This is a genomic window from Sphingomonas sp. PWP1-2 (assembly GCF_049898305.1).
In the GTDB taxonomy this organism is placed as follows: Bacteria; Pseudomonadota; Alphaproteobacteria; order Sphingomonadales; family Sphingomonadaceae; genus Sphingomonas; species Sphingomonas glacialis.
In genome coordinates this window covers 754,449-767,152 of sequence record NZ_JAFCXM010000002.1, presented here as the reverse complement: position 1 = coordinate 767,152, position 12,704 = coordinate 754,449, and the positions used below count along the sequence as shown (strand labels likewise).

General features: G+C 66.5%; 12 protein-coding genes and 1 riboswitch. Of the genes, 7 read left to right on the top strand and 5 right to left on the bottom strand.

The genetic code is table 11. The features are described 5' to 3' along the window. Positions 1 to 143: 143 nt before the first annotated feature. From ACP7C5_RS08370 to ACP7C5_RS08360, 3 genes are all read left to right on the top strand, one after another. Complete coding sequence (locus ACP7C5_RS08370) at positions 144 to 2,183, top strand: M3 family metallopeptidase (RefSeq protein WP_426263885.1); 2,040 nt, start codon at positions 144 to 146, stop codon at positions 2,181 to 2,183. Between the two features lie 366 nt (positions 2,184 to 2,549). Then, the gene (locus ACP7C5_RS08365) at positions 2,550 to 2,975 is read left to right on the top strand and encodes a fasciclin domain-containing protein (protein WP_426263884.1); all 426 of its coding nucleotides are present in this window, start codon (positions 2,550 to 2,552) and stop codon (positions 2,973 to 2,975) included. Positions 2,976 to 3,050: 75 nt separating this feature from the next. Beyond that, positions 3,051 to 3,980: an NAD(P)/FAD-dependent oxidoreductase gene (locus tag ACP7C5_RS08360; protein ID WP_426263883.1), complete on the top strand. Its 930-nt coding sequence runs from the start codon at positions 3,051 to 3,053 to the stop codon at positions 3,978 to 3,980. Here ACP7C5_RS08360 and crtI read toward each other — a convergent pair. The 4 genes from crtI to ACP7C5_RS08340 all read right to left on the bottom strand — a co-directional run bounded on the left by crtI (position 3,977) and on the right by ACP7C5_RS08340 (position 8,181). Next, positions 3,977 to 5,599 carry a phytoene desaturase family protein gene (gene crtI / locus ACP7C5_RS08355; RefSeq protein ID WP_426263882.1) on the bottom strand — a complete coding sequence of 541 codons (1,623 nt, stop codon included), beginning with the start codon at positions 5,597 to 5,599 and terminating at the stop codon, positions 3,977 to 3,979. The genes ACP7C5_RS08360 and crtI overlap by 4 nt on opposite strands. Beyond that, complete coding sequence (locus ACP7C5_RS08350) at positions 5,596 to 6,462, bottom strand: Brp/Blh family beta-carotene 15,15'-dioxygenase (RefSeq protein ID WP_426263881.1); 867 nt, start codon at positions 6,460 to 6,462, stop codon at positions 5,596 to 5,598. Before ACP7C5_RS08350 ends, crtI begins: the two co-directional genes overlap by 4 nt. Before the next feature lie 70 nt (positions 6,463 to 6,532). Further along, complete coding sequence (locus ACP7C5_RS08345) at positions 6,533 to 7,300, bottom strand: bacteriorhodopsin-like (protein ID WP_426263880.1); 768 nt, start codon at positions 7,298 to 7,300, stop codon at positions 6,533 to 6,535. 257 nt (positions 7,301 to 7,557) lie between these two features. Then, a complete protein-coding gene (locus ACP7C5_RS08340; RefSeq protein WP_133191934.1) occupies positions 7,558 to 8,181 on the bottom strand; it encodes a LuxR C-terminal-related transcriptional regulator in 624 nt (207 codons plus the stop codon). 497 nt (positions 8,182 to 8,678) lie between these two features. On the opposite strand from ACP7C5_RS08340, the gene ACP7C5_RS08335 reads away from it, so the two are divergent. From ACP7C5_RS08335 to lysA, 4 genes are read left to right on the top strand one after another with little or no spacing between them, the layout of a single operon-like run. After that, positions 8,679 to 8,951: a hypothetical protein gene (locus ACP7C5_RS08335; RefSeq protein WP_426263879.1), complete on the top strand. Its 273-nt coding sequence runs from the start codon at positions 8,679 to 8,681 to the stop codon at positions 8,949 to 8,951. A gap of 43 nt (positions 8,952 to 8,994) precedes the next feature. Beyond that, the gene (locus ACP7C5_RS08330; protein ID WP_426263878.1) at positions 8,995 to 9,513 is read left to right on the top strand and encodes an SAM-dependent methyltransferase; all 519 of its coding nucleotides are present in this window, start codon (positions 8,995 to 8,997) and stop codon (positions 9,511 to 9,513) included. Continuing rightward, on the top strand, positions 9,510 to 9,770 hold the full coding sequence (locus tag ACP7C5_RS08325) for a hypothetical protein (protein WP_426263877.1): 261 nt from the start codon (positions 9,510 to 9,512) through the stop codon (positions 9,768 to 9,770). Before ACP7C5_RS08330 ends, ACP7C5_RS08325 begins: the two co-directional genes overlap by 4 nt. A 40-nt stretch (positions 9,771 to 9,810) precedes the next feature. Further along, positions 9,811 to 11,103: a diaminopimelate decarboxylase gene (gene lysA, locus ACP7C5_RS08320; protein WP_426263876.1), complete on the top strand. Its 1,293-nt coding sequence runs from the start codon at positions 9,811 to 9,813 to the stop codon at positions 11,101 to 11,103. 7 nt (positions 11,104 to 11,110) lie between these two features. On the opposite strand, the gene ACP7C5_RS08315 is transcribed toward lysA, so the two are convergent. Then, positions 11,111 to 12,172 carry a HoxN/HupN/NixA family nickel/cobalt transporter gene (locus ACP7C5_RS08315; RefSeq protein WP_426263875.1) on the bottom strand — a complete coding sequence of 354 codons (1,062 nt, stop codon included), beginning with the start codon at positions 12,170 to 12,172 and terminating at the stop codon, positions 11,111 to 11,113. Positions 12,173 to 12,406: 234 nt separating this feature from the next. Then, a riboswitch (cobalamin riboswitch) is annotated at positions 12,407 to 12,645 on the bottom strand. Positions 12,646 to 12,704: the final 59 nt, after the last annotated feature.

The window sequence follows — 12,704 nt, the reverse complement described above, 5'->3', positions numbered from 1 at the left end:
GGTTGAAACACCCGGGTGGAGCTTTGGTGCCCACCAGCGTAGCTGGCAGTCGAGCCCTTCCTCGCCGGAAATAATGCCCGTGCGATTGCCGCCGCCGGCGTCGATACCGCGTTGATGGTTTGAAACCTGAAGTGGATGAAACGATGACGAACCCTCTGCTCGACACGCTGGACCTGCCGCGTTTCAGCGAGATTCGGCCGGAGCACGTTGCGCCCGCGCTCGACAAGGTCATTGCCGACCATCGCGCGGTGGTTGCGCGGATCGTTGCGACGCAGCCGAGCAGCTTTGCCGAGGCATGGTTGCCGCTCGAGCGGGCAGACACTGCGATCACGGCGGTCTGGTCTGCGGTTTCGCACCTGCACGCTGTCGCCGACACGCCCGAACTGCGCGCCGCTTTCGTGGCCGGGCAGGAAAGGTTGGTCGAAAACAGCCTGCAGGTGATGCAGAATCAGGCGGTGTATGCAGTGCTCGTCGCGCTCACCACAACCCCGGAATTCGCGGCGCTGGCGGATCCCGACCGCGCCGCCGTCGAGCACAGGATCCGCGATTTCGCCTTGGCAGGCGTCGCGTTGGAGGCAGCGGAGCGCGCGCGCTTTGCGGCGATCTCGGTCGAATTGTCGCACCTGTCGACCGCATTCGGCAACGCCGTGCTCGATGCGACCGACGCCTGGTTCGAGCATGTCGAGGATGCGGCCGTGTTGGCCGGCATTTCGGAGGCCGACACGGCGATGTTCGCCGCCGCGGCCGCCGCGCGCGGACTGCCCGGATGGGTCGTGACGCTCCAGATGCCGAGCGTGAACGCCGTCCTGACGTTCGCCGAGGACCGCGGCCTGCGCGAGCGGGTGTATACCGCATTTGGCACGCGCGCATCGGATCAGGGACCGCATGCGGGGCAGTTCGACAATTCGGGCCGGATCGCGGCGATCCTGAAACTGCGGCGCGAAGGTGCGCGGTTGCTCGGCTTCACCGATCCGGTCGCGTGGTCGCTGGCCACCAAGATGGCGCCCGACGCCTGCGCGGTGCTGGCTTTTCTCCGCGATCTCGGCCGCCGGGCGAAGCCTGCCGCGACCCGCGAATATGCCGAGCTGGCGGGGTACGCCGCCGACCATCTGGGGATCGCGGCGCTTCAACCCTGGGATCTGGCCTATGTCTCGGATCGGCTGCGCGCCGCGCGCTATGCCGTCGACGAGCAGGCGGTGCGCGCTTATTTTCCCGTCGAACGCGTCATCGCGGGCTGGCAGCAGTTGCTCAATCGTCTGTTCGGCATCCGCATGATCGCGCGCGCCGACGTGCCCGTCTATCATCCCGATGCCTGCTATTACGACGTGACGGACGAGGATGGCGCGGTCATCGCCGGTATCTATGTCGACTTGCACGCCCGCAGCGGCAAGCGCGGCGGCGCGTGGATGGCGCAGGCGCGTCCGCGGCTGAAGGATGGCAACAGCCGACAGGTGCCGGTTGCCTATCTCGTCTGCAACTTCGCACCGAAAACCGAAGCAAGCCCCTCGCTGCTCAGCCACCGGGAAGTGGTCACCTTCCTGCACGAGACCGGGCATTGCCTGCACCATTTGTTCACGCGCGTCGATCGTCCCAGCATTGCCGGCACCAACGGGTTCGAATGGGATGCGATCGAGCTGCCGAGCCAGTTGATGGAGGATTTCGCCTGGGACCGCGACGTGCTTAGCGGCATGTCGGGCCATTACCAAACCGGTGCGCCGTTGCCAGGCGGGGTGTTCGACACGCTGGTGGCGGCGCGCCGGTTCCTGTCGGGCATGTTCGTCGTCCGCCAGGTGGAATTCGCACTGTTCGACCTGCTGCTGCATCTGGGCACGCTGGGCAGCGACCCGATGGAGGTGATCGAGGCGGTGCGCGACGAGGTCGCAGTGGTCCGCCCACCGGCATGGCACCGCTTTCCGCACGGCTTCACCCATATCTTCGCCGGCGGCTATGCATCGGGCTATTACAGCTATCTGTGGGCGGAAGTGCTTGCGGCGGACGGGTTCCAGCGTTTTGCGGAGGCAGGATTGGTCGACCGCGCCACCGCCGCTCTGTTTCGCGAAGAGGTGCTTTCGCGCGGCGCCAGTCGTCCAGCCGCAGACAGCTTCCGCGCCTTCCGCGGTCGCGATGCGGACCCGCAGGCAATCCTCGTCCGTCATGGCCTGGCGATGCACACCGACGGTTGATCGCACCGGTGCCGATCGGCGGATCGGCTACGCTCGACAATCTCAGCAAGGCCGCGTTCGAGAGCTATTTCTCCTGAGCGGGAACGCGATGCGCGCGGCATCGCGCACTCGTGGTGTTACAGGGGCGTACGGATTGCACCGCGTGACCGCCCCTTCACCCAACGCAGCAGCATCAAGGGGACGGCGGGATCGCATATGTGGGGCAATCATCGGAGAGGTGAACGCCAAGGTGGGCCAAAGCCCGTATTGGGAGTCCGCTGTCACTATGGGAAGGCGACGCAGCGTCGGAGCGCAGCGATACCAACTCGCAAGAGGCGGTATGCGCTGACTTCAGGCGCGACACCGGCCCAGCCAAAGGATTCCATAATGACCGATCCACGCCACGATATCGTCGATACCGCCGTTGCTGCGGGTTCCTTCTCGACCCTGGTCGCCGCGGTGACTGCCGCTGGCCTTGTCGAGACGCTGAAAGGGGCCGGCCCCTTCACCGTGTTCGCGCCGTCGGACGACGCGTTCGCAGCCCTGCCCGCAGGGACCGTCGAGACGCTCGTCAAGCCCGAGAACAAGGACCAGCTGACCGCGATCCTCCTCCTCCACGTCGTTCCCGGCAAGGTGATGGCGGCTGATGTCGCCGGCCAGGTGCTCGACCCGGCCACTGCCGGCGGTGCGACCGTCCATATCGATGGGACGAATGGCGTGACCGTCGACGGCGCGAAGGTCGTCACCGCCGACATCGAGTGCACGAATGGCGTGATTCACGTCATCGACGCCGTGATCTTGCCCAAGGCCTGACCGTCGACACCGGCGGCGCTTGGTCTTTATAGCGTCGCCGGTGTCACACGTCGTGCCTATCGGACGGGAACTCGAATGAAGATCGCCATCGTCGGCGCAGGGATCGCAGGGGCGTCCTGCGCTGAAACGCTGCAGGCCCGCGGCCACACCGTCCTGATGTTCGACAAAGGGCGCGGGCCCGGCGGGCGGATGGCGACGCGGCGCGCGCCCGGACCCGACGGCGACGTCGCCTTTGACCACGGCGCGCAATATTTCACGGCACGCGACTCCGCCTTTGCCGCGCAAGTCGCGCAGTGGGCCGCCGCGAACGTCACGGCGGCATGGCCGAGCGCGGGCGACGATGCCTGGGTCGGAACGCCCGGGATGAGCGCGGTGGTCAAGGCCATCGCCGAACGGTTGGACGTCCACTGGACCACGAAGGTCGACACGATCCGCCAGGACGGCGCGGTCTGGAAGCTCGACCCGGTTTCGGACTTGGCGTTCGACGCGGTCGTGATCGCGACGCCTGCCGAGCAGGCCGCACCGCTGCTGGTCGCGCATGATCCAGCGATGGCGGCGATGGCGCAGGCGTGCCCGTCGGCACCGTGCTGGACCGCGATGGTGGCGTTCGACGAACCGATCGCAATAGCAACCGACATTCTGCGCGACACCGGCATCCTTGGCTGGGCGGCCCGCAACAGCGCCAAGCCCGGACGCGGCGCCGGGGAAGCCTGGGTGCTCCAGGCGACGCCGGACTGGTCCCGCCTACATCTCGAGGATGCGGCCGAGAGCGTCGTAGACGCTTTGCTCGCCGCGCTGGCGGACCAAGCCACGCGCGCACTGCCCCCGCCCACCGTCCGGATCGGTCACCGCTGGCGCTATGCGCGCGTCAGGGCGACACAGCACGGGGCGCTGTGGAATCCCGCTAAGCGTATCGGCGCGGTCGGCGACTGGCTGCTCGCGCCGCGGATCGAAAGCGCGTGGCTGTCCGGCCGGATGCTCGCCGACCGGATCGGCCCAGCCTAGCGCGTTGCCGGGACGCCCGCGACGATCGCCGGATCGATCGCGTAATCGCGCGCGATCTCACGCGCGGTCATCTTCGCGGACATCATCACCGACGGCGTCCCGCCGCCCGGCTGCGTGCCTTGGCCGACGAGATAGAGGTTGGTGATGTCCTCGCTGCGATTGTGCGGGCGGAAGAAAGCCGTCTGCGTCAGCCGCGGCTCGACCCCGAAGCCGTTGCCGGCATACGCGCCGAGCACTTGCTCGAAATAGTCGGGTGTGACGAAGCTCTGATAGACCAGCCGCTCGCCGAGGTCGGGGATATAGCCGCGCTCGTCGAGGAAGGTCAGCACCTTCTGCGCGAAGGCCTCGCCTACCACGTCCCAGTCGACATCACCGAGCGTGTTGGGGACGGGGATCAGCGTGTAGGCCGCGTGATGCCCTGGCGGCGCGAGGCTGGGGTCGGTCATCGTCGGGATGTGGAGATATTGCGAGAAGTCTTCCGCGAGGATCTTGCGCTCGAAAATGTCGGTCAGCAGTTCCTCGTAGCGCGGGCCGAGGATGATGTTGTGGTGGCGCAGGTCGGGATCGCCGTCGCGCTTCTGATAGCCGAAATAGATCACCATCAGCGACATGCTTTGCTTGCGGAACTTGACCACCGCGTCGCGATTGATCCGCCGATGCGCCTTGTCGATCAGCTTGAGATAGGTCGTCGCATAATCGCCGTTCGACACGACGAGATCGGCGGCGAGCCGCTCGCCCGACGCCAGCGTCACGCCCGTCGCGACGCGCTTGCTGCCGCGCTTCTCGACGTCGATCCGCGCAACCTCGGCGTTGAGCTGTACCGTCCCGCCGAGCTCCTCGAACTTGGTCACCATCGCCTTCACCAGCGCGCCGGTGCCGCCCATCGCGAAATGCACGCCCCAGGTCTTTTCGACGAAATGGATCATCGCATAGATCGCGGGCACCTTCAGCGGGTTGCCGCCGATCAGCAGCGGCTCGAAGCTGAACACCTGCCGCATCTTGTCGCTCTTGAAATATTTGCTGATGAGCGAGAATAGCGGCTGGACCGCGCCGAGCTTGAGCAGGTCGGGCACGACGCCGAGCATCGAGCCAAGGCTGCCGAAATAGGTGTAGCCGAGCTCGAGGAAGCCGCGCTGGAAGATCGCACGCGCGGCTTCGTGGAAGCGTTCGTAGCCGTCGAGATCCTCGGGCGCGAGCTGGGCGATCTGCGCGCGGACGTTGACCGGGTCGGCGTCGTAATCGAAGAAAGTGCCGTCGTCGAAATAGATCCGGTAGAAGGGCAGGACGGGGACGATCTCGAGATAGCGGCTGGTGTTGGGCCCACCGCTGATACCTTCGAGAATCCGCTTTTCGGCAAGCACTTCGGCGGGAAAGTCGGGTTGCGCCAGCATCGCGTGATCGCGCTCAAGCGAGAACAGCTCCTCGATGAAATGCGGCACGGTCAGCACGGTCGGCCCCATGTCGAAGGTGAAGCCCTCGGCGCGCCGGACATAGGCGCGGCCCCCGACATCATCGAGCTGTTCGACGATCCTGGTGTCGAAGCCGAGGCTCTGCAAGCGGATCGCGCACGCGATGCCGCCAATGCCGGAGCCAATTACGATCGCAGTACGACGGGTCATGGGGTCGATGTCTTTTCGTGAGAGTAAGGCACGGCGATAAGCCGTCTTTCGATCCAGCGCGAGAGCAACAAATGCGGCACCGCCACCGACGCTAGCAGTTGAAACGCCTGCGCGACCAGGCTTGCGTCGACGTGGGACGATACGAAGCCACGCAGGCCCCACCACCCAAGAATCGCGAGGCCGGAGAGCAAAGCGCCAGTCCCGATCCAGCGCCCTAGTGGCATGTCATGTAAGGCCGAACGGGTCTGCGCCAAGTGCCGCGGCGAATGGAGGAAGACGAAAAACAGCGCGAAGCCTGCGACGGGCGGGAGGATGACGAGCAGGACAAGGCAAAGGCTCATCGCCGCAGCCCAGTGGCGGCTGCCATCGCGCCACGCAAGCGCGACGCCGACCGCGGTGACGAGCAGCGCGACCGGCGCTGCGGCGGTGATGATTTGCGCAATGACCGCCGCGCGCGGATCGCTCATCGCGACGAACAGCGTGGACACCTCGGCGGGATGACCAAGCGTCGCCGCCGCAATCACCGCGGCGCCCGCGGCAAACCGCAGCAGCGGCTCTTCGAGCATCGGCCAATCCTCGCCGAAATGGACCGATGCGACCGCCAGGAACACCACAAGAGCGACCAGCGGCAGCGTCATCCACAGCGCGACCATCAGCACGGCGATCGCCACATATCCGCCGATTGCGAGCCAGAGCCCCGAGCGGTCGAGTGCGACCGATCGACGCAACAGCGCGATGTCATAGGCCCCGTGCGGGAGCCCGCCCGCGATAAAGACCAGCGCGGCGGCGGTTTGCGTGAGCGGAACGCCCATCAGCGTCATCCCGATCAGTCCGGCCGCCGCGACCCAATAGGCTGGATACACGACATCGCCGCGCCCGGGAGGGGCACGGCGAGCCGATGGCGGGTGCGGGTGGGCAAGCGCCGTCATGCGATCAGGCAGCATAGCCCTTATGCCCGTCGGCTTCGGCTTCCGACTTGCGGACCGCGATCAGGAAAATCAGGATGCCGAGGCCGGCCTTGGCGACGATATCGGCGATCGTATACCCGATCTGGATCGTCGTGGTGACGTTGCCGCCGGTCAGCCCGGCATACGGTGCCATGTAGACGATCGGGTAGAAACCCCACGATGCGAAGGTCAGCAGGCGCGCCTTGCGAACCAGACCTTGTGCGCTGGCAGGCTGCTGCTTGATCGAGGCGCCGAGGCCGCTGAACAATTCCCACACGATGTAGACGAACGGGATCGCCGACAGCGTCCCCCAGATCGCGCGGGTCGGGATGTCGCTGGCGATCTCACCGGGATAGCCGAGGATGATCATCAGCGCCGCCGCCGAGCCGAGGCGGATCGCCTTGGACGACGTCTCCTCGCGCGACAGCCGCATCACGAGCACGAGTTCGATCAGCAGCAGCGGCACGGTCAACAGCCAGTCGACGTAGCGATACGCATCGTTGAACGCGTAGCCCGTCGCGGTGACGATGCCGTCCTTGAAGGTATAGGCGGTGTTCCAGCTCTCGAAGATCCGGAAATAGTGATAGGCGGCGATTCCGGTGACGAGCCCCGAAATGGTCAGCGCGGTGCGATAGGCCGGCGCGACTTGCCCGCGGCTGAGCCAGAGGAATGCGGTCGCGGCGCCCATCGCCGCGAAGGTGAACGAGAACGCATTGTAGACGAGCGAGAATTGAAAGGGCGTGACGATATCCATCGGAATCTCCGTCGCAAGGGTACGCGGCACGGATGCGCCGGGCAGGGGGGGGATTCAGGATGCCGCTCAGTCGTGGCGGAGCGCCCCTTCATCTCCAGATTTGTCGCCACAGCAGCACCACACGGGCGAGGGTAACCCTGACCGCACACCGAATGGCTGAACGGGTGCGGCAATGCCGCTGTGGCGACCCCACTTTCCTAGAATGAGCCGGTAGCGGCGGCGATACGGGCTTTGTGCCGTACCGGGGTAACGCGGTATTACAGGCCAGCCTCGACAGCGAGGCGGATAAGGTCTGCGGTCGTGTTCAACCCCAGGCGATCCATCAGAATGGCACGGTGCATCTTGACCGTCTTTTCGGCCAGATTGAGTTCGGCCGCGATCTGCTTGTTGAGCAGGCCGTTCGCGACGAGCTTGAGCACCTGGCCCTGCCGCGGCGACAGCGCCTTGACCATTTCCGCCGCGCGGATACGGCGCATGCTCGATGGGCTTGCCGCGCCGGCGTCGATCTCGAGTTGCGATCCGAGGAAATACAGCAACGCGTCCTGCTCGTCATAGATCGGCGCGACGAGCACGGCATTGCGGAATGGCTGGCCGCTGCGCTTATAGTTGAGGATTTCGACGAGCACGGGGCGATGCTCGCGCACCCCGCGCCGGATTTCCTCGGTCAGCCAGGGTTCGGTCGCGGGGCCGGAGAGGAAACGGCAGTTCCGTCCGACGACGAGATCTGCCGGATATCCGGTCAAATCGCAGAACGCATCGTTGCAGGCGACGATCGGATTGTCGGGCAATCGCGGATCACTGATCACTGACGGAATCGGGCTATCTTTGACAAGACGGATGTGGCGGTTCGGGGCAGACGGGAGTTCCAACGTTTGTGCCATACCGAGTGTGCGCCCATTTCCTGTGGGCTGTTCTACCGCCGACAGGAGGATAAGCCACGCACTTTGTGCCCTATCTCGGGCCATTTTCCGATCACACTGATCGGAGCGATCATTTGACGCGAATTCCCTGATGTCGTCAGCCATTCTCGGCCCGATGCAGGATTTTCAGAGCTCCGGATCGGCATCCTCGGACCGAGGCTGCCTCGGGGGGCAGCCCACGGCAACGAACCCGCCGCAGACCCGCGCGATCATGCGATCCTGATACGCAAAATCCGTGTTCGGGGCTCCGCGCCATAGGACGAGACTACCAGCCCGTGCGGGCTTCGACGGATGCAAGCATGCGGCGGGGATTACGCGGATTCTACGCGTTTGCCGCCCAAACAGTCTCGCGCCTTTATGCGCGGAGTCGCTATTTGGCTTCCTGCAAGGACATCCGCTCTCGAGCGTCGCTTCGGCGGTATCGGTTTCTGGGATGGTCCGCATGAGGAAGTCGAGACATGACAGCATCACTCAACCCGGAGCCCGACCAAGCGTGCCCGGTTTTGAAAGTTGGACAGGATTGCGCCGGCCATTGGCTGGTGCAGGATAGCGGCGGCGCGCTCGAAGGCCGCTTCGTGTCGCGTGCCGCAGCGATCGGTTTTGCGCGCAGCGAGCTGCATGCCTTTGCGGGCGCCGTGATCGTTATGGCGGCGTCTCCGCTGGTCGCGAGGATTTCCTTTGCGCCGGTTCAGCCGTGGGAAACCGCGCGCGATCATCGGAAGGCCGCCTGATGCGCCCGATCTCCCGCCGCAATGCGCTTTCGGGTGCACAGCAATGACCTATGCTGCCGAACATACGATCGATGGCCCGTCCTGCCTTCACCGCAGTGCCCGCAAACGCATCGTCGCTGCCCCGCGCCGCCCGCGCTGCCGCGACACGCGCTGGCCCGAGGTTGCAGCGACGCTCGCCGCCTTGCGCGCCGCCAAGCGCTGCAGCGTGCGGATCGTCGATGTCGATTGCGGGGCGGGGACGCTGCTGCTGTGCGCGGTGCGGTTCGCACGCGCGCTCGGCTTCACCGCGATCGAGGCGCGCGGCATCGACGCCGCTCCGACGTTGATCGGGCGCGCCAGGGTTGCCGCCGCGGCAGTCCGCGACCCGGCGATCGGGATCATCTTCGAACGCGGCGATCCCGTTGCGGCGTTAGGCGCGGAATGCGATTTTCCGGCCGACATCGTGCTGTGGCACGGCTGCGACCGGACGCACGGCGAAGCCGCAGTCCGCGCCGAGCGGACCGCGCTGTGCGCCGGCCACGCGGTCATCGCGGATCACCCGTCGCCGCGGATCGCGGCATGACGCAGCGCGATCTCCTCTGGCGTGGGCTCGGCGTCGCGCTGGTCGTCTTCGCCACCAGCGTCCGGGTGGCGGATGGTGATGGCACGCAGGCGGCGGCGAGCCTCGTCGCATTCATCCTGACGCTCACCGGGCTCGTCCTCATCGTCCAGGGGAGGCGCGTCCCCGCCGCGCTGCGTGTCGAGCGCAGCCGGCACCGCCTGCTCGCGCAGGCGATCCGCGACCGACGGCACAAGCGGACCGACGACGGCAACGCTTGATCCCCGCGTCTCCACACGACCCTTTCCAGAACGGACTGCCATGCCTCTTCCTTTCGACTGTCGCGACGGCGTCCTCCATGTCGAGGACGTCGCGCTGCCGGCGATCGCCGCCGCGGTCGGCACCCCGGCCTATGTCTATTCGACCGCCGCGCTCCGCACCTCCGCGCGCGCGTTCCGCGCCGGGCTGGCGTCCGTGCCGCGCAAGCAGCTTGCCTTTGCGGTGAAGGCCAATCCCAACCTTGCGGTGCTAAAGCTGCTCGCCGCGGAAGGCTATGGCGCCGATATCGTTTCGGCGGGCGAGATGCTGCATGCACGCGCCGCAGGAATGCCAGCTGAGAGCATCGTCTTTTCGGGGGTGGGGAAATCCCTCCGCGAACTCGCCGCCGCGCTCGACGCCGGGATCGGGCAGTTCAACCTCGAGCTCGAAGAGGAAGGCGTGGTCCTCGCCGCGATGGCGGCAGCGCGCGGCGTGCGCGCCTCCGCAGTGCTGCGTGTGAACCCCGATGTCGACGCGGGCACCCACGCGAAGATCTCGACCGGCCGCAAGCAGAACAAGTTCGGTGTCGCGCTGGACGATGCGGCGGCGATCTATGCGCGTCTCGCCGGGTGCGACGGGCTCGATTTGCGCGGGATCGCGATCCATATCGGCAGCCAGTTGTCGGATCTTGCGCCGCTCGAAGCCGCTTACGCGCGCGTCGGCGAGCTTGTGGCGCGGCTGCGCGCGGCGGGGCACACGATCACGCACGTCGATCTCGGGGGAGGTCTTGGCTTGTCATACCGGCCGGGCGAGCAAATGCCGAGCCCGGCGGCGTACGGCGCGATGGTGGCGCGCGTGACGCGCGACTGGGATGTGACGCTGCTGTTCGAGCCTGGCCGCTTCATCGCCGGCGACGCGGGCGTGCTGCTGACCGAAGTGCTGTGGGTGAAGCCGGGCGCAGTCGACCCCTATGTCATCGTCGACGCTGCGATGAACGATCTTGCGCGGCCTGCGCTCTATGACGCGTTCCACGACTTTGTAGCGGTCCGGCCGAGCGGGCAGCGGATGACCGCCAACATTGCCGGCCCGGTCTGCGAAAGTGGTGACACCTTCGCGATGGGGCGCGAGATCGATGCGGTGGCGGCGGGCGACCTCGCCGTGTTTCGCACCGCCGGGGCGTATGGCGCGACGATGGCGTCGACCTACAATTGCCGCGCGCTGGTGCCCGAAGTGCTCGTCGATGGCGATCGCTTTGCGGTCGTCGCCGACCGGATCGCACCCGAGGCGATGCTCGCCGCACAGCATATCCCGCACTGGATGGCGGAGGCTGAGGCGGCCCCGCGCAAGGCCGCTTGAAGCCTTGCTACGGGGCGAGCGCGGGGGGCGGCTCGTAGACCGCGATCTCGTCGAAGCGCATCCAGCGATAGATTAGGAAGCTGACGATCCAGGCGCTCGCGAACAGGCCGATGATCCAGAAGCCGAGCAGATTGAGGTGGCTGCCGAGCCCGGTCGCCACGTCCCACACCCCGCCCGACAGGTTGAGCTTGTCGGCGAGCAAGGCGGCGGTCTCGATCCCGCCGATCATCACCGCGACCAGCGCCGAGACCGCAGTGATCGTCACGTTATAGTACAGTTTGCGGATCGGCCGGACGAACGCCCATTCATAGGCGCCGAGCATGAGGATGGCGTCAGCGGTATCGACCAGTGCCATCCCGACCGCGAACAGCGCCGGGAACACCAGCACCGCGGCAAACGAGAAGCCGTGCGCCGCCTGCGCGGTCGAGAGCCCGAGGATAGCCACTTCGGTGGCGGTATCGAAGCCGAGGCCGAAGAGGAAACCGAGCGGCGCCATGTGCCACGGCCGCGTTATCAAGCGGAACAACGGCCGGAACAGGCGCGAGAGGGGCCCCTTGCCGGCGAGCAGCACGTCGAGATCGTCGGCGTCGTAGCTGCCGCCATCGCGGACGTGGCGGAAGGTCTTCCAGACCGAGCGCAGGATGACGAGGTTGATCGCCGCGATCGCGAAGAGGAAGCCGGCGGAGAAGATCGTCGCGATGACGCTCCCCGCGGCCTTGAGCGTCTCGAATTGCGCGAGCGCGTTGGCGGTGGCGGCGATCGCGACCGAGGCGATCAGGATCACCGCGCTGTGCCCGATCGCGAACCACAGGCCGACGCTGATCGGCCGAGTGCCGTCCTGCATCAGCTTGCGCGTGACGTTGTCGATCGCGGCGATGTGATCGGCATCGACCGCGTGGCGCAGCCCCAGCGTCCAGGCGAGCAGCGCGGTGCCGAGCATGGCAGGGGCGGCGTGGAACAAGCTGCCGGCCCAGATCCACGCGCCGATATTCGCCGCGAGAAGCAGCGCGAACAGCGCGATGATGCGCGCCCGCAAACGCCGTTTGCGGCTTGGCTGGAGCCCGGTCATCGGGCCGCCCGCTGCGCGCTGGAGTGATGCGCGGCCGGTACCCGATCGGCGCAGAACGATCGAAATCGCATGAAACGTCCCCCGGCGTCGGACGAAACCGGCGGGCCTTCCGTATCGACGGCGACAGTCGTGCCGCCCGGACGCCATCGCGACCGGCACGCCTGCTCGTGCGGCCCCCCGCACCTTCGTCGCTCGACGGACTTCACCGTGCCGCGGCCATCCCCTGGACCAAGGCAAGAGCGACCCACGCCGGCAGGTCTCCTGGCTCACGGGTCACCGCCACGCTGCACGGCCTTCCCAGGCCGATCACGCAAGCGTGTCCGTCCCAGTGGCTGCCCCCGTCCGATGGACCTGGAGCGATGTGCAGCGCGCTCGCCGCTTACAGTTGCAGGGACAGCCTCGGCTTCGGGGTAACCCCCTCACCGCGTTCCCTTTTAAGTCCCTTGCGGGACACCAGCGTAGTCACGAGACGGGCTATCTTCACGACCGCTCGCCTCGGTTGATGGCGTATCGAAACGATCGCTCCCGGGCA

Excerpts from the sequence above, each read along its gene's own strand:
- ACP7C5_RS08330 (WP_426263878.1), top strand. The coding sequence starts at position 8,995 with ATGACCTATGCTGCCGAACATACGATCGATGGCCCGTCCTGCCTTCAC.
- ACP7C5_RS08370 (WP_426263885.1), top strand. The coding sequence starts at position 144 with ATGACGAACCCTCTGCTCGACACGCTGGACCTGCCGCGTTTCAGCGAG.
- ACP7C5_RS08345 (WP_426263880.1), bottom strand. The coding sequence starts at position 7,300 with ATGGATATCGTCACGCCCTTTCAATTCTCGCTCGTCTACAATGCGTTC.
- ACP7C5_RS08365 (WP_426263884.1), top strand. The coding sequence starts at position 2,550 with ATGACCGATCCACGCCACGATATCGTCGATACCGCCGTTGCTGCGGGT.
- crtI (WP_426263882.1), bottom strand. The coding sequence starts at position 5,599 with ATGACCCGTCGTACTGCGATCGTAATTGGCTCCGGCATTGGCGGCATC.
- ACP7C5_RS08340 (WP_133191934.1), bottom strand. The coding sequence starts at position 8,181 with ATGGCACAAACGTTGGAACTCCCGTCTGCCCCGAACCGCCACATCCGT.
- ACP7C5_RS08325 (WP_426263877.1), top strand. The coding sequence starts at position 9,510 with ATGACGCAGCGCGATCTCCTCTGGCGTGGGCTCGGCGTCGCGCTGGTC.
- ACP7C5_RS08360 (WP_426263883.1), top strand. The coding sequence starts at position 3,051 with ATGAAGATCGCCATCGTCGGCGCAGGGATCGCAGGGGCGTCCTGCGCT.
- ACP7C5_RS08335 (WP_426263879.1), top strand. The coding sequence starts at position 8,679 with ATGACAGCATCACTCAACCCGGAGCCCGACCAAGCGTGCCCGGTTTTG.
- lysA (WP_426263876.1), top strand. The coding sequence starts at position 9,811 with ATGCCTCTTCCTTTCGACTGTCGCGACGGCGTCCTCCATGTCGAGGAC.
- ACP7C5_RS08315 (WP_426263875.1), bottom strand. The coding sequence starts at position 12,172 with ATGACCGGGCTCCAGCCAAGCCGCAAACGGCGTTTGCGGGCGCGCATC.